Raw genomic sequence first — 24,031 nt, 5'->3', positions numbered from 1 at the left:
GCAGATGAATCCTTTACTGGACATAGAACGGCTGAGTGTCGAATTCGATACGGGCCGGGGGAGGCTGCAGGCGGTCAGCGACGTAAGCTTCTCGATGAAAGCCGGCGAGATCGTATGTTTGGTAGGCGAATCAGGGAGCGGGAAGACGGTGACCTCCAAAGCCATCATGCGGCTGATCGATGATGAGAACGGGTCCATTGCTGCGGGCGCGATCAAACTGGACGGCGTTGACGTGGCGGGGCTTTCGCGGCACGCGCTCCGGTCGCTGCGCGGAAAGAAGATGGCGATGGTGTTCCAGGAGCCGATGGCGGCGTTTGACCCCGTATTTACGATCGGGAGCCAGATTGTCGAGACCATTCGGCGCCATAACCGGAAGGAAACCTCTAGCCAGGCATGGCACCGAGCCGTGGAACTGCTGCGCCGCGTCGGCATACCGGAGCCGGAGCTGCGAATGAAGCAGTATCCGAACGAGCTTTCCGGCGGGATGCTGCAAAGGGCGATGATCGCCATGGCCTTAAGCTGCGAACCGGAGCTGCTGATCGCAGATGAACCGACGACGGCGCTCGATGTCACGATTCAAGCGCAAATTCTGCAGCTGCTGCAGGATTTGAAAACGGAATACAACATGTCGATTTTGCTCATCACCCATGATCTTGGCATCGCTGCGGAAATCGCCGATCGCATCATCGTGATGTACGCCGGGCAGGTGGTCGAGAAGGCGTCGAAGTCGGAATTGTTTGAGCAGCCTCATCATCCCTATACACAGGGTCTTCTGCGGTCGATAACGACGATGGACAGCGACCGCGCAAAGCGTCTGTATGCGATTCCGGGCTCGATTCCCAGTCTTGCCGACCTGCCAGGCGGATGCCGCTTCCATCCCCGCTGTCCCTATGCATCGGAGCAGTGTGTCCGGGAGGCGCCGGCTCTGCAGGACAGAGGCGGCAGGCAATCGGCCTGCTGGAACGTGGAGCAGCTTATTGGCGGCGATTCGGACATCCCTGCTGCGCCTACAGCGCCCCATGCCGAAATCGCCTCCGCTTCTCTGCAGCCGGCGGCCGAGCAAGCAAAGCCGCATACGGATTCGCTGTTCGAGCTTGTCCATGTGACAAAACATTATCCCTATGGACGATCGGTCTTCTCAAAAGAGAAGAAAGCGATCCGGGCGGTCGATGACGTCTCTTTCTCGATTCGCAAGGGTGAAACGTTCGGCCTGGTCGGCGAATCCGGAAGCGGGAAATCGACGCTCGGCAGAGTTCTTCTTCATCTGGAAAAGCCTACCTCCGGAACTATTCTGCTCGAGGGCCGGGATCTGGCTTTATTGTCCGGCGCCCGCTTGCGGGAGGAGCGCAAGCATATGCAGATGATTTTCCAGGATCCGTACGGTTCCGTCGACCCGCGATGGAAGGTTGGGGATATCATCGGGGAGCCGTTCTCCGTTCACGGTGCTTTAAACGCCAGGGAGAAGAGGGAGGCTGTCGGGGAACTGCTGCAGCTCGTTGGTCTGAACCCTGCCGCTTACGATCGTTATCCGCACGAATTTTCCGGCGGACAGCGGCAGCGTATCGGCATCGCGAGAGCGATTGCCCTGCGTCCGAAGTTCGTGTTGGCCGATGAGCCGGTATCGGCGCTCGACGTTTCCGTTCAGGCGCAGATCGTCAATCTGCTGCAGGATCTGCGCCAACAGTTGGATTTAACTTTGATGTTTATCGGTCATGGGCTCAATATCGTCCGGTACGTATCGGATCGGATCGGCGTCATGTACTTGGGCAAGCTGGTTGAAATTGCCCCAAGCGAGCAGCTGTTCCGTCATCCGGCGCATCATTACACGAAGGCCCTCGTATCCTCCATTCCGGTACCGGATCCGCGCCGTCAGCGCACATTTGCCGCTATCGAAGGAGAAATACCGTCGCCGGCAAGCCCCCCTTCGGGCTGCCGCTTCCGTACGCGCTGTCCGGCTGCTACGGCGAGATGCGCTATCGAGCAGCCCTTGTTCAAAGAGGTTGGGCACGGCCATTATGCGGCTTGTCATGATCCTGTGATATAAGGCGGACAATATGCCGAGCTTCCAAGCAGCCATCGAAAGTCTCGTTTCAATTTCTTAAATCCAATTGACATACTTGGTAATAATAGGTAAAGTATAGGATAAATCTATAGCTGTCAACCGGGCGGCCGGAGACCTGCCAAGCCTTCATCCTGAATTTGAGTTTGATGCGCTTCAAGGGTCTTTTTTGTTTTACACACCTGATTTTCCTATTCTATGTCAATTTGGAGAAATGCGTATGAATATCGAGAACATTGAAGCATTTGTATATGTGTTTCATTATGGCAGCTTCAATAAGGCGGCAGAGGTGCTCTTTCTTTCACAGCCATCGGTAACTGCACGGATTCAATCGTTGGAGCGGGAGCTGGACTGCCGGCTGTTCGATCGTTTGGGCAAGCAGGTGCAGCTGACTGAGAAAGGACGGCAATTTCTTCCGTACGCGCAGCAATTGCTGCAAATTTACCGCAAGGGCAAGCAGCACATCCAGCGGCAGCGGGCGATCCCCCATGAGCTGCGGATCGGCTGTACGGTATCGGTTTCCAACTACATGATACCGGAGCTGCTGCCGAAGCTGAAGGCACAATACCCTGGCCTGCAGATCAAGGTGACGACGTCCGTTACCGAAGACATCGTAAACAAGGTGCTGAATCGGGAGCTGGATATCGGCTTTGTCCGCAATGTAAGCCACCCGAATCTGCAATCGGTGAAGTATTATGAGGATCCGATTCGTTTATACACCTATGCGGACCATCCTCTTGCGGGCCATACGGAGGTACCGGTGGAATGGATCGTTGATCAGCCGTTTGTCTTCTTCGAATGCGGATCTCTGGACTGGCTTCAGATTCACCGGGTGTTTCAGAGCTTAAACAAGCCTCCGGCGATCGAGATCCATACCGATAATGCGGAAACGGCAAAGAAGCTGGTGTTGAACAAGGCCGGCATCTGCTTTCTGCCGGGACTGTGCGCGCGCAAGGAAGTCCGGGAACAGCTTCTGTTTCCGATGGATGTAGTCGAAGTGGCGGGGATTGCCCTGCAGACGAACATCATCACGCTAAACGAAGACCCGTCGGAGATTGTACAGTTTTTAATTTCTAATCGATTTGATTGAGGACAATGAACGGGAGTTGAACGTCATGGGAATCAGGCTCAGTATTTTGGACCAAACCCCCCTCATGCCGGAGGAAACGCCTTCGCAGGCTTTTCGGCATACGGTCGAGTTAGCTCGTTTGGCGGAGCAGCTGGGCTATTACCGCTTCTGGGTATCGGAGCATCATGATTCCGTGCGGGTCGCAGGTACTTCACCCGAGGTGCTCATTTCCTATCTGCTGGCGAAGACGGAGCGTCTCCGCATTGGCTCCGGAGGCGTCATGCTGCAGCATTACAGCCCTTACAAGGTTGCGGAAAATTTCAATGTGCTCGCATCGCTCGCGCCGGGACGGGTCGACCTGGGCGTAGGCCGCGCACCGGGTGGGCTGCCCCGTTCGACCAGGGCGCTGCAGCAGGGAGTCACGGAAGCGGCGTCGTTATCGGAGAAACTGACCGAGCTTCAGCATTATGTTACGAACCGGGTCCCGGACGATCATCCGTTTGCGGGCATTATTGCCGGGCCGGTTGCCGAACAACCGGCCGAAATTTATGTGCTCGGCACCAGTGCGGCCAGCGCGGAAATCGCGGCGGCTTCAGGCCTGCCTTATGTCTATGCGTTGTTTATCAACAACTGCGAGCAGACGGCCCAAGAAGCGTTCAAGACGTACTTGGAACGATTCCAGCCGAAGCACGGCCGTAATCCGCAGCCGATTCTGGCTTTGTCGGTTATCGTTGCAGATACCGAGAAGGAAGCGCAGGAGCTGGCAAGAGATTGTACGCTGGTCAAAATCAAGCTGGCCGGCGGCAGGACCCTGACTGTCGCAACGATTGAGCAGGCGGAGGAATACGGTCGGCAGTCCAACGAGGAATATACGATCGAGACGCAGCAGGCGCAAATCATAAAAGGGACGAAGGAATCGGTGCGCACCCAGCTCCTTGAGCTCCAGCGTGTTTACGGCATTCAAGAATGTATCGTTGTTTCTAACCACTTGAAAAATGCTGAACAGCGCATGCGCTCCTACACGTTACTGAAGGAGGCATTCGCTGAGGAGGAGGCGGCAGCATGGAAGCAAACGGCAGCGGAACGATCGTAAATGCCGAACAAATAGAGCGGAAAATCGTGGACATCCGGCGCCACCTGCACCAGTATCCGGAGCTGTCCCATGAAGAATTCGAGACGACCGCTTATATCCGTAAACTCCTTGAGGATGCGGGGATACGGATTGCGGCGCAGTACACTTTAAAGACCGGGCTTATCGCCGAAGTCGGGGGATTGCAAGGGGGACCCGTCATTGCATTACGGGCCGATATCGACGCGCTTCCGATACAGGAGGATACGGGGCTGCCCTTTGCTTCCAGGATTCCGGGGAAGATGCATGCGTGCGGTCACGATTTCCATACGGCTGTCATTCTAGGCGCAGCCTTTCTGTTAAAGGAGAAGGAGCACGAGCTGCCAGGTACCGTCCGGCTTGTGTTCCAGCCGGCGGAGGAGAAGGCCGCCGGAGCTGAAAAGGTGCTGCGGAGCGGCGCGCTGGAAGGGGTACGGGCAATCTACGGCATGCATAACAAGCCGGATCTGCCTGTGGGCACGATCGGCATCAGACCCGGGCCGCTAATGGCCGCCGCCGACGGCTTTCTTGTCGAGCTGGAGGGAATTGGGTCGCATGCGGCCGTACCGGAGGCAAGCGTTGACCCCGTTGTGGCTGCGGCTCATTTGGTCACGGCGCTTCAGTCGATCGTCAGCCGCAATGTAAGTCCGTTGGAGAGCGCTGTGATCAGTGTAACGCGTTTGAACACCGGAACGACTTGGAACGTGATACCGGAGACGGCGGTGCTCGACGGTACCGTGCGAACCTTCGACGAGGAGGTGCGCACAAGGGTGGTTGAACGATTCGGCGAGGTCGTCAACGGGGTTGCCGCCGCATACGGGACGAAGGCCAACTTGCGTTGGATTCAAGGCCCGCCTCCCGTCAACAATGATGCGGACCTGGCGGAGGCGGCCAGGAGGACAGCGGAACGGCTCGGCATCGCCGTCGTTACGCCGAAGCCGTCTCCGGCAGGAGAGGATTTCGCCTTTTACCAGAAACGAATACCGGGCTTTTTCGCCTTTATAGGGACGTCCGGGCCGAAGGAGTGGCACCATCCTGCCTTTGACGTCGATGAACGGGCCTTGTTCATCAGCGCTTCTTATTTCGCCGAATTGGCGTCTGCGGAGCTGAAACGGTTCGCTTCGGAGCTGTAATGCCGGGGAGGGGCGCTTGTCGGAGCGGTACCGGCCGATCTTCTGGAAGGGAAGAAGCCGGCCGTGGAGCCGGGGATGTTTTCATTGTCGCGTTTTACCACCATATCTGGCAGGAGGGAAAACTATGGGAGCAAAGAAAAACATTAAGCTTGGCGCCATTCTGCACGGCGTCGGCGGCAATATTTCCGGATGGCGGCATCCGGATGCGATCACAGACGCCAGCGTCAATTTTGAGCTGTATAAGAAATGGACGCAGAAAGCGGAGGAGGGCAAATTTGACTTCGTCTTTATTGCCGATGGCCTCTATATTACCGAAAAATCAATCCCTCATTTCTTAAATCGTTTCGAGCCTGTCACGATCCTGAGCGCTCTGGCCGGAATCAGTTCGAAGATCGGTTTGGTCGGCACGCTGTCTACCTCCTATAGCGAGCCCTTTACGGTTGCGCGTCAATTCGCCTCCTTGGACATGATCAGTCACGGAAGGGCAGGCTGGAATGTGGTGACTTCGCCGTTGGAAGGCTCTGCGCTAAACTATGGCAAGACGAAGCAGCAGCATCCGTCGCACCCGGAGCGTTACAAGATAGCCGACGAATATCTGGAAGTGGCGACGGGGCTGTGGGACTCCTGGGAAGATGACGCGTTCGTTCGCGACAAGGAGTCCGGCGTTTTCTTCGACCCGTCCAAAATGCACACGCTAAATCATAAGGGTGAGTATTTCTCGGTCAAAGGACCGCTGAATATCGCCCGATCCAAGCAGGGGCAGCCCGTCATCTTCCAGGCGGGGGCGTCGGAGTCCGGAAAAAATTTCGCGGCCAAATGGGCAAATGCCATCTTCACCGGCCAAGAGACGACGGAGGAGGCAAAACAGTACTACGACGACGTCAAGGGCCGGGCTAAAGCACTGGGGCGCAACCCCGATGAAATTGTCATTATGCCCGGTATCGGTCCGATTATCGGCCGGACGCAGGAGGAAGCGGAGCGTAAATATGAAGAAATAGCAGGTCTGGTATCGATTGATAAAGCTTTGGACTTTCTGGGACGCTTCTACGAACATCACGACTTCTCGCAGTATCCGCTTGACGCACCGTTTCCCGATATCGGGGATCTTGGAAGCAACAGCTTCCAGAGCGCAACGGACAAGATGAAAGCCTGGGCCAAGCAGGAGGGTCTCACCCTCCGTCAGGTGGCGCTGCGGGTTGCGACACCGAAGCCGACGTTTATCGGTACGCCGGAAGCCGTTGCCGATAAGCTTCAAGCCTGGTTTGAGGCGGGAGCGGCCGACGGCTTCATTGTCAGTTCAGCCGTGCCAAGGGGACTGGAGGAATTCGTTGATCTTGTCGTGCCGATTTTGCAGCAGCGCGGGTTATTCCGCAAGGAGTACGAATCGGATACGCTGCGGGGCCATCTCGGCTTGCCGGTGCCTGAGAACCGCTACGCGCAGAAACGAAAGGCCGTCACGCAGTAATAAACGTTGGAGAAGAGGATCCCCTCGGAAGACAGCACGAGACTGTCGGTACGGGGGGATTTTCGATTTATATGGAAAAGTTTAAAACATCTTCATTTTCCTCGCGCCTGCTGCTTTGTTTTATCCGATACTCCTTTGGTGAGACGCCGACCATTTTCTTAAACGCTTTGGAAAAGGTAAACAGATCGGGGTATCCGACCGATTGCGCAATTTCCGTCATCGTATAATTGGTCTGCTCTATCAGCTGCTTCGCCTCCTTCATCCGCAGCTGTTGAATGTATTGGATGGGCGTAACCCCGTAAGCTTTGCGAAATTGTTTCGTATAATGGGTTCGGTCCACGCCGACAAACTCTGCTGCACGCTCTACAGTAATCCCTTCCACATAATGAATTTCCAAATATTCCTTTCCTTTCTGAAGCCAGGAGACCGTCCGGTTGTCCTGCGCACTGGGCTGGATATTCGCGCCGGAAAGCTCTTCGAAGATGCTGTAGAACATCCGGAGCCTCGCTAAATCCGTATGCTCGTGAGAGCTGACCAGACGGTAAAATTCCCACATCAGTTGAATAGATTGGGGGGTGAGGGCGTCCGCCGCATGGGGAGTGTGCGGCCGGAGACCGATGCGGTCCAGCAAATGGAGGGCTTGCTTGCCGTCAAACGCAAAAAATATTTTGCGCAAAGGGGCATCCGGGTCCGTGTAATATTCATGTATCACCTGAGGAAACAGGCAAAACATATCATTTTTCTTCAGCCTGAAGGTTTGATGGTTTTGAATGAATGTTCCCTGACCCTCCAGTACAAACAGCAGGTAATAGTATGGAGACGTTCGAGGGCCGATATGGTAGTTAGGCTTTGCTATATTATGTCCCAAGCGGATCGGCCAGGCCGCCCCGGATTTCTCGAATTCGGAGGGGGTGAAAAAGTAAATCTCCAGGTATTCATGATGGTCCTCGCGCATATTGCCAGTCATGGGTTTCACCTCATTTTGCTATGTTTCTCCGGTTGATTTTGTTCATTATTGTATCATAACGCCACAAAATGACAAATTAAAATCACCTCATAATGACATTGACCCCACCCGGGGCGCTTGCTATAGTTTAATCACAAACTATTCCAAGCAGTTTTGTTGGATATCGACCGGTTCACTGGAGAATGTTCAAAAAAGGAGACTACAAGATGAGTAATCAGCAGAAGGAAATTCAGTTTGGGTGGTTTTTGCCTACAGCGGGTGACGGAAAGTATGTGGGGGTGGCACCGGAAAGAAAACCGACACTCGATTATTTGATCCAGGTGGCTCAGGCGGCGGAACATGCCGGATTCGGGTTCGTACTCATTCCGACAGGGGGAGCTTGTATGGATGCCTGGGTCGTCGGGTCCGCCGTGATGAGCCATACGAAGACGCTGCGGCCGTTGGTAGCGGTTCGTCCCGGTTTGACGGCTCCCGTCCTGGCGGCCCGGATGGCTGCGGCGCTGGACATCCTGTCGGAAGGCCGCGCGATGATCAATGTGGTGACGGGCAGCTCGGTTCAAGACTTGGAGGAGCTGGGAGACCCGCTGGCCCATGCTCATGACGAAAGGTACGAAAGAGCACGGGAATATCTCGAGGTCATGACCCGGGCCTGGACACAATCGGGCGGCTTATCCGCTTCGGAATTTACAAGGAGTAACATCGGGTCGGATCCGGAACGGCAGCAGCCTTTTGTCGGCAAGTACTATCAATTTCAGCGGCCGGTAAGTACACCGCTGACGGTCCAAAAACCGTATCCGCCCTTCTATCTCGGGGGCAGCTCTCCGATTGCCAAGAGAGTGGCTGTTGAATATGCAGATACATTCCTCATGTGGGGCGAGCCGCATGCCTGGATTCAAGAGCAAATCAAGGAAATCGAGAGCATACGAGCGGAGTACCGTGCGGAAAAGGGCATTGACCGTCCTCTGCGCTATGGCCTTCGAGCCCAGGTTCTTGTGCGCGACACGGAAGAGGAAGCTTGGGCTGCGGCATGGGAACTGATCAGCAAGGTATCTCCGGAGGCCATAGAACAGGCGCAGCGGCAGTTTGCCCAAACGGACGCAACGAACCAACGCAGGCAGAATGAATTGAGGGAGCAATCCAGGAACGATCGCTTCGTAGTCGGCCCTAATCTGTGGACGGGACTGTCGCTGGTGCGGTCCGGGGGAGCGATTCTCATCGTCGGCACCGCTGAGCAGGTGACTGACCGGCTGCTGGAATACGCTGAACTCGGCGTATCGACCTTCATCCTGTCAGGCTATCCCCACCTGGAGGAAGCGGAAATTTTCGGACGGGAAGCACTGCCGCTTTTCCGCAAAAAATGGGCACAAAAGCAGCAATCATAATCCAAATATGGAGTACAGGAGGTCTTCATGGTGAAATGGAATCAAGTTAGATCGATCTTATTGGCTGGCGCCGTATCCTCAATTTCCCTATTATCTGCTTGCGGCGGAACAAGCGGAGGAACAGCGTCTCCATCGGCTCCGGCTTCGGATGCCGCGTCTCCGCAGGCTTCCGACAAGCCGGTCACGATCAGCTTCCTTCATTGGCGGGGTGAGGACGTAAAGTCCTTTAACGGCATCATTGAGCAGTTCCAGAAGGAATATCCGAACATTAAAGTAGAGATGCAAACGATGCCTTCCGATCAGTATCAATCCACAGCGCAGGCGAAGCTTGCCGACGGATCCGTAGGCGACGTTTTTACCTCCTTCCCGGGAGCCCAGTTTCAGGCGTTATCGAAGGCAGGCATTTTTAAGGATCTCACTGGAGAGAAATTTCTGGAGAATTTCAACGAGCCTTTAATTCAGGTCGGGAAGAAAGACGGGAAGCAGCTTGCCATCCCTTATCAGCTCGTATATAACGATCCCATCTATAACGTGAAGCTGTTTGAGAAATACAATCTGACCCCGCCGAAGGACTGGGAAGGCTTTCTGGCGCTTTGCGAGAAGCTGAAGTCGAACGGCATTATTCCGATTGCGTTCGCGGGGGCCGATATCGGTCCGGGACAGTTGATGAACACGATGGTCATGAACAACGGACCGGCCGATATCTTTACGAAGGTCGAAGCAGGAGAAGCGAAGCTGACCGATGAATTTTGGGTAAAGACGTTAACGCAGTTCAAAGAGTTAAACGATAAAGGCTATTTCCAGCCGAACGCACTTGGCACGAAGGATGCCGCAGCAGGCGCACTGTTCATCCAGGAGAAGGCGGCCATTCTGGCCAGCGGTTCTTATCAGCTGGCGCAGAACAAGCAGCAGAATCCGAATCTGGTGCAAAAGCTGCTCGCTCCGATCACTGTCACCGCCGACAAAGCCGTCTATGAAGGCGTTCATACAAGCACCTTCCTGTTGGCGGTAAATAACAAGTCCAAGCATCCGGAAGAAGCTAAGAAATTTATTGAGTTCTTAAGCCGCAAGGATATCGCGGGCCAATATGCAAACGAGACAGGGCAGAATGTGACCGTTAAGGATGTGCAATACACCACCGATGAGCTGAAAGCAGCGGCAGAATGGGCGAATAAGAAAACCTTGTTCCAGCCGCGATTTACGATTACAAATGCCGAGAATCAAAAGGCGGTCACCAATTCCATTCAAGCCGTGTTGAGCGGCAAATCGCCAGAGGATGCTGCGAAGGAAGCGCAGGCGATTGTCGATCAGCAGCTAAAGAAATAAGCGATGAGAAATCGTAAGGCTCTATGGCTTTTTATTCTGCCCGGCACCTTGCTCTATGGTTTTTTGTTTCTGTATCCGACGATATCGGGTTTATTCTATTCCTTCACCAACTGGGACGGCGTTTCGCCGTCCTATCGGTTCATTGGCTTGGACAATTACATCCATACGGTACAAAACATTGTGTTCCAAAAAGCGTTGGCCAATAATGTAAAGTTTATGTTGGTTGTCGTTCTTTTTCAAACGCTCATTTCGTTATCCTTGGCGTTGCTTTTGGTCAAAAATACAAAAATCAACGTATTTCTGCGCGCCCTTTATTTCTTTCCAACCATTTTGTCCTCGGTTTCCGTGGGACTGATCTGGGCATTTATTTACGACCCTTCCATCGGCCTGTTGAATACGGGATTGCAACAGGCGGGGCTTCAAGCCTGGACGCAGAGCTGGATCGGAGATGTGAAGATCGCATTGTATTCGATTGCGGCCGTTCAGGTTTGGGCGCATGCCGGACAGATGATGATCGTATTCGTCGCCGGGCTGCACTCCATCCCTGTGGAGCTGTATGAGGCGGCGAAAATAGACGGCGGCGGACGATGGCAGGTTTTTCGTATGGTCACCTGGCCGCTGCTGGCTCCGTCGGCAACGATTGTAGTGGCTTATACCACGATTCAGTCGTTCAAAGCGTTCGATCTCATTTTTACGATGACCGATGGGGGGCCAAACTATTCGACTGAAATTTTAACGACTTATATTTATCACCTGGCCTTTGCCAGCTATTCCTTCGGAGAGGCTTCGGCCGTTTCGGTATTGTTTCTCATTTTATTGTCTGTTCTGACGGTACTGCAGTTTAAAGCCCTGCGGGCAGACCGTGTATCGTATTAAAGAGAGGTTGAAGCGTCATGCTGATGAAATGGACTGGCCGACTGATACTGTTTCTGTATGCGCTGCTGATCGCGCTGCCTCTGTATGTCGTATTGATTTCCGCGTTCAAGTCGCCGCAGACGTTTTTTGCCAACCCGCTGAACTGGCCCAAGCCGTTCACGTTGACTAATTTTGTGTCCATGTTCAAGGAGCAGCCGATCTGGAGCTATTTTCTGAACAGCATCATCGTAACCTTGGGTTCCGTACTGTTGGAGCTCTTGCTTGGCAGCATGATCGCTTATGCGATTTTTCGCCTCGGAGGCAAAATGGGCAAAGGGATCTTCGCGTTGTTCGCAGCGGGTCTGATCGTTCCTTCGCAGGTGAACATGCTGCCGATCTACTCGCTTGCGCACAAGCTGGGCTGGTCTGATCAGCTGTACGGACTCGTGCTGGTCACCGTCGCCTTATTGCTGCCGGTGACGGTCTTTATGCTGGCGGGCTTTATGCAGCTGCTCAGCAAGGAAATTCTAGAAGCGGGGAGCATCGACGGAGCGGGAGAGTGGACGCTGTTTACCCGATTTGCCCTGCCGTTGTCCGCCCCCTCGATCGCAGCTGCGGCCTCGTTCCTGTTCGTGATGGTATGGAATGACCTATTGATTCCAATGCTGATGATTAACGGCAAGTCAAAGCTGACGCTGCCGCTGGCCATGCTGCAGTTTCGCGGAGAGTATGTCACCAATTATCCTATGCTTTTAACGGGAGTTGTGGTCACCTCGGTGCCGATGGTTCTGCTGTTTCTGTTCCTCCAGCGCTATTTCGTTGCAGGACTTACCGCGGGTTCGCTTAAGGGCTGACGTCAGGACTTATTGAAAATAAGGATGGCCAGAATGGTTCTTTGCCATATAAACTCTCTCCAGGTATGTCACAGATCATTGCGATTTGCTGTGATTGCAATCACACAGCCGGGCGGTTTCAGCTATTATACTTGGCTCATGGAAAGCAAACAGCTTGTGACAATGGAGGGAATGGTTATGCTAAGCAAAGAAACGATTCGGATCATCAAGTCAACCGTGCCGGTATTGGAAATCCACGGAGTGAACATTACCAAACGTTTTTATCAGCTGTTATTTTTGAATCATCCGGAACTATTGCATATTTTTAATCATGCGAATCAGAAGCAGGAACGGCAGCAGACCGCTCTTGCGAATGCCGTCTACGCCGCGGCCATGCATATCGATCATTTGCCGGCTATTCTCCCCGCTGTAAAGCAGATTGCACATAAGCACCGCAGCATTGGCATTCAGGCGGAGCATTACCCGATCGTCGGGAAATATTTGCTTGTCGCCATCCAGGATGTGCTGGGCGAGGCCGCAACGGAGGAGATTATAGCGGCATGGGCTGAAGCCTATAAAGTCATTGCTGATGTTTTTATTGGCATGGAAGCCGGCATGTATGAGCAGTCCGCGCGGCAGGCCGGCGGCTGGGAAGGGTATCGGGACTTTGTGGTGAAGCGCAAAGTGAAAGAGAGTGACGTGATCTCGTCGTTTTACCTTGTTCCCCGGGATGGCGGGCCGTTGGCCGGTTTTGAACCAGGGCAATACGTAAGCGTCAAGCTGGAAATTCCCGGGGAAGAATATACTCAAATTCGGCAATACAGCCTTTCCGATGCTCCCGGGAAACCGTACTACCGCATCTCCGTCAAACGCGAAGAGGGGCATCCGGATCGCCCGGCAGGCAAGGTGTCCGTATATTTGCACCGGCAGGTGAAGGAAGGCGATATCCTCCGGTTATCGGCTCCCGGCGGTGCCTTCACGTTAAACCGCGAGGACCCGCGTCCGGTTGTTTTGATCAGCGGCGGAGTCGGAATAACACCGATGATGAGCATGCTGAATACACTGGCAGATACGGATCCGCAGCGTCCGGTGATCTTCATACACACGGCTGTGAACGGAAACATGCATGCCATGAGGGAGGAAGTTAAATCGCTGCTGCCCAAGCTTCCTCATTTATCGGTTTACTTCTGTTATACAAGACCGACGGATTCCGATAAAACGGCCCGTGTGCACCATCATGAGGGATACTTGAACCTGCCGTGGATGAAAACGGTGATTCCGACCACGGATGCCCAATTCTATTTTTGCGGTCCGGTTTCGTTGATGAAGACGGTATACCGGGCATTGAAAACCTGGGGTATTCCCGCAGCCGATATGCATTATGAATTTTTCGGACCGGCGGTGAGTCTGGACGATGTCGCCGAGCCGGCGGGAGCAGGCGGCTAACCCGATCTGAATTTAAACGTCGGCTTTATTCGATTGGGCCCGCAGCAGCCTGTTGACCGTCTCGCGACGGAGCCCGATCAGTTGGCCGATTTCGTCTTGTGTGAGCACATCCGTCAAAGGTTTGGGTCCGATATAGGTTGCAAACCATTGCTGCAGCTTTCGCAGTTTGTCCGCAGGAGCGATTTGGCTCAATTGGTCTATTCTTTGCTGCATCATGCGAAGCTTGTCCTGCAGGAGCCGGGCGATCTCAAGGCATTTCTCGGGCTCCTGTTTCAAGCTGCCGTACCACTGCTGCGGGGGAAGCGTTTCGATTTCGCTTGTTGTAAGTGCAATAGCCGTTGCGTGATAAGGCATTGGACTGATCAAGGAATGATGAGGAATGATTTCCCCGGGTACGATGATATTGATTAAAACCGGATTTCCGTTTTCGTGTAAGCGTACGATTTTGAGCAGTCCGCTTTTTACGTGATAGAGGGGGCCGGTTTCCCCTTGGCGAAACAGTGTCTCACCCTTATGCAGCAGCATCCCAAACACCTCATTTATTGGAAACGCCCGATGGTTTATGACGGGCGTTTTTTACTTATTTAAAGATATAGACTTTTCCGGACGGTTGCAAGAACATACGAATGGAGAAGGGAGACCGCGTTAAGCAGGAATCCCTTTCAATGCATCTTCCCTTGGAACTGTGTTATGATACTTGTATACTGGAATGGACAAAGGGGAAGTCTTATGCAAAATATTCAACAATTTAAATCGGAATTTTTCAAAGCGTTGGCTCATCCGATGAGAATCCGGATTCTTGAAGTGTTAAGCGAAGGAGATAAGAATGTCAACGAACTGCAAAATATATTAGGCTCTGAAGGTTCGGCCGTTTCGCAGCAGCTGGCCGTGCTGCGGAATAAGAATGTGGTTTATGGCCGAAAAGAGGGGACTTCCGTCATTTATTCTTTACGCGATCCATTAATTAAGGATCTGTTGGCTGTGGCCAAACAAATTTTCGATAATCACCTGGTCGATGCGATTACGCTGCTGGAAGATATCCGTAAAGATTAGTTCCGAACAAGGAAAAGGGCAGGAAATGAAGCGTGGTTTCGCTTTAAATCGATTTGATGATTGTACTTTAAAGAGATGATCATTCTTGGCATTTGACAAAGGTGGAACAGGGACGTATCATCCTTTATATATTCAAATAATCAAATATTTAAAGAAAAGAAGGTTAGTCCGAATGAAACCCACTGGCAGATTTAAAGGTTATACCATGATTGCTTTTCGCAAAGATCTGGTTTCCGGACTGATTGTGGGGGTTATTGCCATTCCGCTTGGAATGGCTTTTGCCATTGCATCCGGCGTCAAGCCGGAGTATGGGATTTACACAACCATCGTAGCCGGAATTTTAATTTCCTTACTGGGGGGCTCTAAATTTCAAATCGGCGGGCCGACCGGCGCATTTATTCCGGTCCTGCTTGCCATCGTATTGCAGTATGGATATGAAAACCTGCTGATTGCCGGATTTTTGGCCGGGATACTTCTCGTCCTGATGGGAATATTTAGATTAGGGACTCTGATCCGGTTTATTCCGAAGCCTGTCACGATTGGCTTTACCGCCGGCATCGCCATTATCATATTCAGCGGCCAGATCGCCAATTTTTTGGGCTTGCGCGATATCGCCAAACATGAAGATTTCTTTTCCAATATGAAAGAAATCGCCATCCACCTACCGACGTTTAACGGCTACAGCATTCTGACGGCGTGTATTTGTTTGGTGATTCTTTTATTGTGTTCCCGGTTTACGCCTAAAATTCCGGGGGCATTAATAGGGCTTATCGTTTCCAGTGTGGTTGCTACTTTGTTGTTTAACGGGGAAGTGGCTACGATCGCTTCGACCTTCGGGCCTATTCCAAACACCCTGCCGCACTTCCAATGGCCGTCTCTGACCTGGGAGAAAATCGAAATGATGCTGATCCCGGCTTGTATTATTGCCATGTTAGGCGGAGTTGAATCGCTTTTGTCCGCGCTGGTTGCCGATGAAATGACAGGAACCCGTCACAACAGCAACCGGGAATTAATCGGTCAAGGCATTGCCAATATGGTGACTCCGTTATTCGGAGGCATACCGGCTACCGGGGCCATTGCACGGACGGCAACCAATATTAAAAATGGCGCCGTTTCCCCCATGTCGGGTATTATTCACGGCTTTATTGTACTATTGGTGCTGCTTCTACTGGCACCGTACGCATCCCTTATTCCGCTTGCAAGCATGGCTCCGATTTTAATGATGGTCGCCTGGAATATGAGCGAGCGCAAAGAATTCGTACGTATCCTAAAGACGAAAACCAATGATTCCATCATTCTCTTGGTCACATTTTTATTAACCGTATTTACAACGCTGACCATCGCAGTAGGGATAGGTTTAATTTTATCCGTATTATGGTTTGTCAAGCGAATGAGTGACTTGAATACCGTTTACGAAATGCCGTCGAACCATTCGGCCAAGCAAGTGAAGGTGAAAGCGCTTATGGACGCCGACAGCCGGGAATTGCACCATATGAACATTTATACGATTGAAGGGCCTCTTTTTTTCGGGACAGCTCTTCCTTTGGAAGAGAGTATTCTCGGCAATCTGCATCATAAGTCAAAGATACTGCTGCTTCAGATGGGGAAGGTTCCGTATATCGATACGACAGGGGCGGCCCATCTGGACCGGCTGATCGGGCATGTGGTGAAATCGGGCGGTGTGGTGCTGTTATCGGAAATAGGGCAGCAGCCCTTATCCATTCTGGAAAGGACAGGGCTGCTCCAACGTGTAGGTCGTGATCACGTATTCGGTCATACGAGCGAGGCGATCGAATTTGCTATAAAAAGACCGGCGAGAATCCGCTATGCCGAAAGCACAGCGATGAAATAATTTCGCCTGACGGCATGTCCATGGTGCTGCGAACCGGTACATCCGGCCGGCGCCTGAGAACGATCCGGAAGGCCGGCTGCACCGAAAATGGGCCGACCAACTGCAGTTAAAACGACTGCGGTTGAGTCGGCCCCGATTTTATGTACCCATCTTGTTAAGAGCGCCATGAAGAACAGGGTCGTCCCTCCGTCATTTTCATGACTATTGGAACGGCCCTTTTTCAATTAAGGATGAATGTTCTTTATAAGGTTAGACCGATTTGGGAACACTGTTTTTGATCGGTTGAGTTTCTTCCGCCGTTTGTCCTGCTGCGGATTCAAGCTGCCCGCCAGGATGAAATTCGTTTTCCGATTTGGCGACGATGACGGTGGCTACGCCGTTGCCGATCAGATTCGTAATGGCGCGCGCTTCCGACATGAACCGGTCGACGCCGAGGAGCAGAGCCATACCCGCCAGAGGGATGGAAGGAAAGGCGGCCAAAGTGGCGGCAAGCGTGATGAATCCCGAACCAGTGACGCCCGCCGCGCCTTTTGAGGTTACCATCAGTATGCCAAGCAGCGTAAGCTGCTGCCAGATGGTCATTTCCACCCCGGATGCCTGGGCGACAAACATGGCGGCCATCGACAGGTAGATGGCCGTGCCGTCCAGATTGAACGAGTAGCCGGTAGGGACGACCAAACCGACGACCGACTTGGAACAGCCGTATTTTTCGAGCTTATCCATCATGCGCGGCAGTGCCGACTCGGAGGAAGAAGTGCCCAACACCAGCATGATTTCCTCTTTAATGTAAGCGATAAATTTAAATATGCTGAAGCCGTATGCTTTGGTGATCATTCCGAGAACGACAATGATAAACAAAGCCATCGTAATATAAACCGAACCCATCAGCTTTCCTAAAGAAGTAAGGGACTCAATCCCGAATTTGCCGATCGTATACGACATGGCGCCGAAGGCGGCAATCGGAGACACTTTCATGACCATGTTTACGACACCGAAAAAGGCGTGCGAAAGCTTATCGAACAGATCAATGACCGGCTTGGCCTTGTCGCCCATAGCGGTCAAAGACAAACCGAACAGGATCGCAAAGAACAGAATCGGCAGCAGATCTCCGCCGGCCATGGCGGCGACGACATTATCGGGTACGATGCCTACAAGAAAGTCGACAAAGCCGTGATTGGATTGTTCCGCCGCTTTCTCCGTGTACTTGGAAATGTCTCCGGTTGCTTTGGAAGCGTCGATCCCTGCACCCGGTTTAACCAAGTTGACAACCACAAGACCGATCGCCAGCGCGATCGTGGTAACGATTTCGAAATATAAAAGCGCTTTCCCGCCGATGCGGCCAACTTTTTTCATATCGCCCATGTTTGCGATCCCGTGCACAACGGTAAAGAACACGATAGGCGCAATAACCATTTTGATTAACTTGATAAAGACATCTCCAAGGACTTTCAATTTTTCGCCCGTTGCGGGAAAGAAATGTCCAAGGAGGATGCCTAGTATGATGGCAATAACGACTTGAACGGTTAAGTTTCTCAAATTGATCCGGAATTTCATGGGACAGCCTCACTTTCACTTTTTTGAAAACGTTTTTTCGTGTCCCAAGTGTATTAAAGAAAGCGGATCAAAACAATAATACGGTCATATTGTTTGTTTAGTATCTTTTGGTCAACGGATCTCATTCATCAAGTTTTTCCCGATGATGACGGTGAATTCCTCGTATAACGGCTCAAAGCGTTTTTTCCAGAGGGCCTTTTCCTCATCGGAGAGCGTGATGATTTGCAGAGACTGATTTTGAAGAAGGGATTGCAGCTGATTCTGGTGCAATAACGATTCACGGTTGTTCCAATCCGACGTTTCCCTTAACGCTTCCTGGAGAAGCTGCTGTACGTCGGGAGGGAGATTCTCCCAAAACCGCTTGTTGAATGTGACGACATAGCCAAGATAACCGTGGTTGCTTATCGTCATAAAACGCTGAACCTGGTACAGCCGTTTGCTTAGAATATTGGAGATGGTATTCTCCTGCCCATCCGCTCTGCCAGTCTCCAGCGTCCGGTAAAGTTCATTAAAAGGCGTGCTGATCGTCGATGCGTTCAGCGCTTTAAACTGCCGCTCCAACACCGTGCTTGGCTGAATCCGGAATTTCAGGCCTTGAAAGTCTTCAGGCGTCCGCAGCGGACGGACGTTATTGGTGACCTGCCGGAAGCCGTTATGCCAGAAGGCGGCTCCTTTCAAACCTTTAGCCTCCAGCGTCGCGAGCAGGCGCTGACCCAAAGCTCCTTGAAGGGATCGGTCGACTTCCTCCTGATTCTGAAAAAGGAACGGGAGATCCATGACAAGCCACATGGGATCGATTTTGTTCATATTAGAAAATGAGGGAGCGATCATTTGAACGTCGTCATGCTGCAGGGCGGCGATTTCGGTGTCTTCCGTGTACAGCATGCCGTTCGGGAACACCTGGACTTCGACACGGTCCTGCGACTTCTCTTTGACGAGCTGGGCAAAATGAGCCGCGGCGAGTCCTTTGGGCGTATTCTCGGCGACGACGTGGCTGAATTTGATGATAATCCGGTCTTTGAGGCCGGTAAACTCCTCATCGTAAGGCAGTTCGCCTTTGATATCAGGTTGAAAACCGATGACATATGCGGCAAGCAAGCCAAGCACAAGAAAGATGCCGATTCCCGCAACCGTTTTGATATGAACTCACCTCCGGGTTATTGCTATTTCAGCCCTATTATTTCACAATAAGGTAGAAAAATAAACCGCACGAAAGGAAGGGGAAACGGTGAACCGGCTGCGCATCTATTGGAAAATCATGCTTCTTTCGTTCGGATTGGTCCTTTTCTCCCTCCTGATTGGCGGCATTGTACTGATCGGCAGCCTTACCCGGCTCAAGGAGGATGAACTGAGAAACCGGCTTACGATAACGGCGCAAACCGTTGCCAATCTGCCGAATGTCATCGAAACCATCGATGATCCCGATGCCGCGGCTCATATTGCTCCGGTTGCGGACAAGATCCGGATTTTAAATCGTGTCTCCTATATCAGCGTGCTTGACATGAACCGGAGACGATTGTCCCATCCGTTATCGGAGCGCATCGGCGGAACGTTCGCCGCAGAAGAGAACGAGACGGCATTCGCCGAGCACACGTATGTCTCAAAGGTGCGAAACGAAGCGGGCGTCGGCCTTCGGGCTTTTGTACCGGTCATGAACGCCGCGCATGAGCAGGTCGGGGTGGTCGTGGCGGGCGGCCTGCTCCCGGGTATAGATGAGCTGATCCGCGAGGAAAAACGTCCGCTCGCCGTTACTTCCCTGATATCGCTTCTGTTCGGCATCTTCGGCTCCGTACTGCTGGCCCGCCATATCAAGCGGCAGATGTTTAATCTGGAGCCCCAGGAAATCGCCAGAATGTTCAGAGAACGTACGGCGGCGTTCCAGGCGATGCAGGAGGGGATTATTGCCATCGACCGGAGCGGAGTCATTACGATATTCAATGAACGCGCCAAACAAATTTTCGGCATAAAACATGATGCGACGGGACGGGCCATCGGCGATGTCATTCCGGAAACCCGGCTGATGGAAGTGCTCGATTCGGGACAGCCGGCGCTGGGCAAGGAACTGAAATTCGGAGGGACGATCCTGTGGAGCAACCTGATTCCGATCCGCGAGGCGGGGGATACGGTCGGAGCCATCGGGATCTTCCAGGATCGGACGGAAGTGACGAGGATGGCCGAGGAATTGACCGGCGTACGTGAATTTGTCCATGCTCTACGGGCGCAAAATCATGAGCATATGAACAAGATACACACCGCGGCGGGATTGATTCAGCTTGGAAAACAGCAGGAGGCGCTCAATTACCTGTTCGAAATCGCAGATCAGCAGGAAGAGATTACGCGGTTTCTGCAGCAGCATTTTGACGATGACGGCGTGGCCGGACTGCTTCTGGGCAAGATCAGCCGCGGCAAGGAGCTTGGCATTGAGCTCCGCATTAACCCGAACAGCAGATTGAAACGCTTTCCGGAGCTTCTTGACCGCCATGACTTCGTACTGCTGCTCGGTAACCTGATCGAAAATGCCTTCGATGCCCTTGCCGATGTGGAAGCCGAGCATAAAGAAGTATATGTCAGCATTGAGCAGAATGAGGAACTGCTGTCCATCGCGGTCGAAGACAACGGGTGCGGCATGTCGCAAGAGACGATTGACCGCATGCTAGAACGCGGTTTTTCCACCAAGGAGGGGGAGAATCGGGGGATGGGCCTGTATTTGCTGAACGATATTGTAACCAAAGGCAACGGCAAGTTAACATGTGAATCGTCGGTCGGTTTGGGCACAACGATGGAAATCATATTTCCGATGAAAGGCGGGACAGGTACACGTGATGAATAACACAGAGAAGCCGTATTTTCGGGTGCTGTTGATTGAGGATGATCCTATGGTCCAGGAAGTGAACCGCCAGTTTGTGGAGCAGGTGGAAGGTTTTCATGTTGTAGGCATGGCAACCAACGGTTTAGAGGGACTGAAGCTGATTGAGCAGTTGAAGCCGGATCTGGTCTTTCTTGACATCTTCATGCCCTCGCTTGACGGAATTGCCACCCTGCAGCGCATCCGCTCTGCAACGATGCCTGTCGACGTGATCGTCGTGACGGCTGCCAAAGATGCCGAGACCGTGCGTTCGATGATGCGCAACGGCGCGTTTGATTATATCATTAAACCGTTCAAGATCGAACGGGTTCACAAGACGTTGGAGCGGTACCGTGAACGGCACATGACGCTTAAGCCCGGAGCATCGGTAACCCAGGATCAGTTGGATAACATTCTGATTAGCGGCGAATCCGCAGGTGAAGCGGAAATGAAGAAAACGCCGGTGGATTATTGGCAAATTTCGTCTGACGATCTGCCTAAAGGGCTTAATGCGGCGACGCTTAAACAGGTGCTCAGCGTCATGGAGCATCAGGGCGGCCGCCTGTCCGCGGAGGAAACGGCTGCAGGAGTAGGCATCTCCCGCGTGACGGCAAGACGATACCTGGAATTTCTTGAGAAACGCGGGATCGTGCGTCTCGAGGTACATTACGGCACGATAGGCCGTCCCGTCAATAGATATGAATTGCTGCATGATCAAAACGACCAAAAATAAGTGCGATAACGAAATAGATAGGACGATCGCGGGAACGGTTGAAAAACAACCTTGCTTACGATCGTTTTTTTGTTGATTTTTTTAAAAAACTTATATACAAGAATGGTAGTGTGGTTGTATACTAGTGTGGGAGGAGTTGATCCAGATTGGAATGGGGAAGAAAGATGATGGCCAGATCTACCCGGGATCATGTGTATCAATTACTAAGAGAAAACATTTTAAACATGCAGTTGGAACCCGGAACCAACATTTCGGAGAATGAGATTTCTGAAAAATTCACAGTGAGCCGAACCCCGATAAGGGAAGCTTTTCTTCGCTTGGCTCAAGAGGGCCTGCTGGAAATATATCCACAAAAAGGTACCGTTGTTTCTTTGATTGATCTGGAACGGGTGGAAGAAGCCAGATTTATGCGCGAGCAGGTAGAAAAAGCCGTCATTCTTTTGGCTTGTGACCATTTTCCAAAGGAATATCTCTTTGAGCTTGAAAAAAATCTGAGAATGCAGGAGCTTTGCACTCAGGAGCACGACTATACCAAATTGTTTGAACTGGACGAGCAATTCCATCAAACGATCTTTGAAGGCTGCAATAAAAAGCGCTCATGGCAGACGATTCAATCCATGAAGATGGACCTGGACCGGATTCGTATGCTGAGATTGGCTACGGATTACAATTGGACCGACATTCTGATGCAGCATCAAGAGATCGTACAAGTGATCAAAGAACGGCAGTCCGATCGGGCTGAAACCATCATACGGCAGCATCTGAATCTGGTTATTCACGATCGGGATGCGTTGAAAATGAAATATCCCGCCTTTTTCAAATAGATAAAGCGCTTCCTTGCAAACAAGGAGCGGATCGGATTTGAAAGCGGATACATATTCTGAATTAACATAAGGTGGTGATAAGGGGCAACGGATGAAGGTTCTTTTTGTAAACGCTTTAAATCATATGATCATTAGGAGGTCAAAAACATGAAGAAAGCACTCATTTCCATTCCGCTTGCTGTTCTTACAGCAACAACGCTGCTTGCAGGATGTTCAAGTAACGAAGAGGCGCCAGCTTCACCCGGCAGCGCTTCTACGGACCCGGTTGAATTGAATCTTTGGGGAGGCCATCCGGAAATCGATCCCTGGTATAAGAAAATGGCTGAAGAATATAAAAAAGAGAAGCCCAATGTAAACGTGACGATTTCATCGTTTCCTCTGCGTGACTTTGAAAAGAAAATTGCAGCGGCCCTGCCTTCCCAAAGCGCTGCGGAAATTGTAACGATCAATCCTGTCGTGGCTTTGCGATATATTGAAGGCGATATGCTGCATAAGGCCCCGGAAGATCTGGCCAAATTGGTCAACACGGAGAGCAGCTTCCCTAAGATCATTTCGGAGACCGCAAATTATAACGGCAATGTATACGGCATTCCGCTTCATATATCGAAAGCCGTTTTATTCTATAACAAAAAAATGTTTGAAGAAGCGGGTCTTAGCGGTCCTCCGACCACGATGGATCAATATTTGGAGTATGCGCAAAAAACAGCAAAACGAGACGCGTCCGGAAAGCTGATTCGAGCCGGACAATCTCTCCGCTTGAGCGGCGGCGGCAGCGGCGTTGCCGAGAAATTCTGGGTTTTGCTCATGCAAAACGGCGGCAGCGTCGTGAAGAAAATAAGCGACGGGCAATATAAAGCGAATTATGACAACGATGCGGGTTTGAAGACGGTTCAAATGTATGTGGACATGGTTCACAAATATAAAACCGATGATCCGACATTGAAGCACGATGCAGAAGCTTTTGAAATGGAAGCGGCGGCCTTCTTCTCACGGGAGTCCTGGGTGGTCGGCGATATTCAGAAGAAAGCTCCAAATCTGCAGTATGATACGGCCCCCATGCCGAAGGCGACTTTGGTTGTTCCTTTTAACTTCCATGTCAGCAAGTCGGCGGAAGGCAATGTTGCGGCGGCCGCTTGGGACTTCATTCGCTTTATGATGAAGCCTGAAAATCAAGTGGAGCTGATGCGCATGACCGGCTGGCAGCCCGCAAGGGAGGATTTGGATTTGGAGAGCCTGTTCAAGGAAGTCCCTCAATACAAGAGCTTCTTTGAAAAACGTGAATTGGAAACGTATCCGCCACTGCCGGAGTTTGATGAAATTATGACCAAGTTTGCAGACAGGCTTGCCAATAAAATATTTACCGATGCCAGCTTAGTGGACAATCCGGACAAAATCAGAGCGTTGTTGGCCGAGGCTGCCAAGGAAACGAATGACATCTTGAAACAATACGGACATCTGGCTCCATAATCAATGACAAATTGGCAGATTCGGTCATTGTATGGCCGGATCTGTCAATATCCTAATGGA

20 protein-coding genes are annotated in these 24,031 nt (G+C 52.0%); 16 read left to right on the top strand and 4 right to left on the bottom strand.

Going from position 1 to position 24,031, the window contains the following annotated elements:
- Nucleotides 1-4 precede the first annotated feature (4 nt).
- The 5 genes from IJ22_RS18010 (at nucleotide 5) to IJ22_RS17990 (ending at nucleotide 6,834) form a co-directional block, all read left to right on the top strand.
- On the top strand, nucleotides 5-2,044 hold the full coding sequence (locus IJ22_RS18010; protein WP_062409807.1) for an ABC transporter ATP-binding protein: 2,040 nt from the start codon (nucleotides 5-7) through the stop codon (nucleotides 2,042-2,044).
- Nucleotides 2,045-2,279: 235 nt separating this feature from the next.
- Nucleotides 2,280-3,149 (top strand): LysR family transcriptional regulator, encoded by an 870-nt coding sequence (locus IJ22_RS18005; protein ID WP_054817481.1) that lies wholly within the window; start codon nucleotides 2,280-2,282, stop codon nucleotides 3,147-3,149.
- 25 nt (nucleotides 3,150-3,174) lie between these two features.
- Nucleotides 3,175-4,221 carry an LLM class flavin-dependent oxidoreductase gene (locus tag IJ22_RS18000; RefSeq protein ID WP_062409806.1) on the top strand — a complete coding sequence of 349 codons (1,047 nt, stop codon included), beginning with the start codon at nucleotides 3,175-3,177 and terminating at the stop codon, nucleotides 4,219-4,221.
- Complete coding sequence (locus IJ22_RS17995; RefSeq protein ID WP_062409805.1) at nucleotides 4,191-5,369, top strand: amidohydrolase; 1,179 nt, start codon at nucleotides 4,191-4,193, stop codon at nucleotides 5,367-5,369. The genes IJ22_RS18000 and IJ22_RS17995 overlap by 31 nt, the downstream gene beginning before the upstream one ends.
- Before the next feature lie 124 nt (nucleotides 5,370-5,493).
- Nucleotides 5,494-6,834 carry an LLM class flavin-dependent oxidoreductase gene (locus IJ22_RS17990; protein WP_062409804.1) on the top strand — a complete coding sequence of 447 codons (1,341 nt, stop codon included), beginning with the start codon at nucleotides 5,494-5,496 and terminating at the stop codon, nucleotides 6,832-6,834.
- A 67-nt stretch (nucleotides 6,835-6,901) separates the two neighbouring features.
- On the opposite strand, the gene IJ22_RS17985 is transcribed toward IJ22_RS17990, so the two are convergent.
- Nucleotides 6,902-7,801, bottom strand: a complete 900-nt coding sequence (locus IJ22_RS17985) for a helix-turn-helix transcriptional regulator (protein WP_062409803.1) — start codon at nucleotides 7,799-7,801, stop codon at nucleotides 6,902-6,904.
- A 206-nt stretch (nucleotides 7,802-8,007) separates the two neighbouring features.
- Between IJ22_RS17985 and IJ22_RS17980 the strand changes: the two genes are divergently transcribed.
- From IJ22_RS17980 to hmpA, 5 genes are all read left to right on the top strand, one after another.
- On the top strand, nucleotides 8,008-9,183 hold the full coding sequence (locus IJ22_RS17980) for an LLM class flavin-dependent oxidoreductase (protein WP_062409802.1): 1,176 nt from the start codon (nucleotides 8,008-8,010) through the stop codon (nucleotides 9,181-9,183).
- Nucleotides 9,184-9,210: 27 nt separating this feature from the next.
- The gene (locus tag IJ22_RS17975) at nucleotides 9,211-10,509 is read left to right on the top strand and encodes an ABC transporter substrate-binding protein (protein ID WP_054817482.1); all 1,299 of its coding nucleotides are present in this window, start codon (nucleotides 9,211-9,213) and stop codon (nucleotides 10,507-10,509) included.
- A 3-nt stretch (nucleotides 10,510-10,512) separates the two neighbouring features.
- Nucleotides 10,513-11,385, top strand: coding sequence for a carbohydrate ABC transporter permease (locus IJ22_RS17970; protein ID WP_062409801.1), 873 nt, complete (start codon nucleotides 10,513-10,515; stop codon nucleotides 11,383-11,385).
- Between the two features lie 17 nt (nucleotides 11,386-11,402).
- Complete coding sequence (locus tag IJ22_RS17965) at nucleotides 11,403-12,218, top strand: carbohydrate ABC transporter permease (RefSeq protein ID WP_062409800.1); 816 nt, start codon at nucleotides 11,403-11,405, stop codon at nucleotides 12,216-12,218.
- 177 nt (nucleotides 12,219-12,395) lie between these two features.
- On the top strand, nucleotides 12,396-13,643 hold the full coding sequence (gene hmpA, locus IJ22_RS17960; protein ID WP_062411048.1) for an NO-inducible flavohemoprotein: 1,248 nt from the start codon (nucleotides 12,396-12,398) through the stop codon (nucleotides 13,641-13,643).
- A 12-nt stretch (nucleotides 13,644-13,655) separates the two neighbouring features.
- Here the strand turns inward: hmpA and IJ22_RS17955 are convergent, their stop codons facing one another.
- The gene (locus IJ22_RS17955) at nucleotides 13,656-14,168 is read right to left on the bottom strand and encodes a Crp/Fnr family transcriptional regulator (protein ID WP_054817483.1); all 513 of its coding nucleotides are present in this window, start codon (nucleotides 14,166-14,168) and stop codon (nucleotides 13,656-13,658) included.
- Nucleotides 14,169-14,372: 204 nt separating this feature from the next.
- Between IJ22_RS17955 and IJ22_RS17950 the strand changes: the two genes are divergently transcribed.
- Both IJ22_RS17950 and IJ22_RS17945 read left to right on the top strand, forming a co-directional pair.
- Nucleotides 14,373-14,696: an ArsR/SmtB family transcription factor gene (locus IJ22_RS17950; protein ID WP_235594164.1), complete on the top strand. Its 324-nt coding sequence runs from the start codon at nucleotides 14,373-14,375 to the stop codon at nucleotides 14,694-14,696.
- 172 nt (nucleotides 14,697-14,868) lie between these two features.
- Nucleotides 14,869-16,548: a SulP family inorganic anion transporter gene (locus IJ22_RS17945; protein ID WP_062409799.1), complete on the top strand. Its 1,680-nt coding sequence runs from the start codon at nucleotides 14,869-14,871 to the stop codon at nucleotides 16,546-16,548.
- 249 nt (nucleotides 16,549-16,797) lie between these two features.
- On the opposite strand, the gene IJ22_RS17940 is transcribed toward IJ22_RS17945, so the two are convergent.
- Together IJ22_RS17940 and IJ22_RS17935 are read right to left on the bottom strand one after the other, a co-directional pair.
- Nucleotides 16,798-18,102 carry a dicarboxylate/amino acid:cation symporter gene (locus IJ22_RS17940; protein WP_054817488.1) on the bottom strand — a complete coding sequence of 435 codons (1,305 nt, stop codon included), beginning with the start codon at nucleotides 18,100-18,102 and terminating at the stop codon, nucleotides 16,798-16,800.
- Nucleotides 18,103-18,213: 111 nt separating this feature from the next.
- Nucleotides 18,214-19,242 (bottom strand): DctP family TRAP transporter solute-binding subunit, encoded by a 1,029-nt coding sequence (locus IJ22_RS17935; protein WP_062409798.1) that lies wholly within the window; start codon nucleotides 19,240-19,242, stop codon nucleotides 18,214-18,216.
- 88 nt (nucleotides 19,243-19,330) lie between these two features.
- Here IJ22_RS17935 and IJ22_RS17930 point away from each other — a divergent pair, with 88 nt between their 5' ends.
- The 4 genes from IJ22_RS17930 (at nucleotide 19,331) to IJ22_RS17915 (ending at nucleotide 23,971) form a co-directional block, all read left to right on the top strand.
- On the top strand, nucleotides 19,331-20,932 hold the full coding sequence (locus IJ22_RS17930) for an ATP-binding protein (RefSeq protein WP_082660877.1): 1,602 nt from the start codon (nucleotides 19,331-19,333) through the stop codon (nucleotides 20,930-20,932).
- Nucleotides 20,925-21,680, top strand: coding sequence for a response regulator (locus IJ22_RS17925; RefSeq protein ID WP_062409797.1), 756 nt, complete (start codon nucleotides 20,925-20,927; stop codon nucleotides 21,678-21,680). The genes IJ22_RS17930 and IJ22_RS17925 overlap by 8 nt, the downstream gene beginning before the upstream one ends.
- Nucleotides 21,681-21,844: 164 nt before the next feature.
- Complete coding sequence (locus IJ22_RS17920) at nucleotides 21,845-22,504, top strand: GntR family transcriptional regulator (protein ID WP_062411046.1); 660 nt, start codon at nucleotides 21,845-21,847, stop codon at nucleotides 22,502-22,504.
- Between the two features lie 147 nt (nucleotides 22,505-22,651).
- Nucleotides 22,652-23,971, top strand: a complete 1,320-nt coding sequence (locus IJ22_RS17915; RefSeq protein ID WP_062409796.1) for an extracellular solute-binding protein — start codon at nucleotides 22,652-22,654, stop codon at nucleotides 23,969-23,971.
- The last annotated feature ends 60 nt before the right edge of the window (nucleotides 23,972-24,031 follow it).

Origin of the sequence: Paenibacillus naphthalenovorans (assembly GCF_001465255.1) — a bacterium.
Taxonomy (GTDB): domain Bacteria; phylum Bacillota; class Bacilli; order Paenibacillales; family NBRC-103111; genus Paenibacillus_G; species Paenibacillus_G naphthalenovorans.
This window is presented reverse-complemented; position numbering and strand designations above follow the sequence as displayed.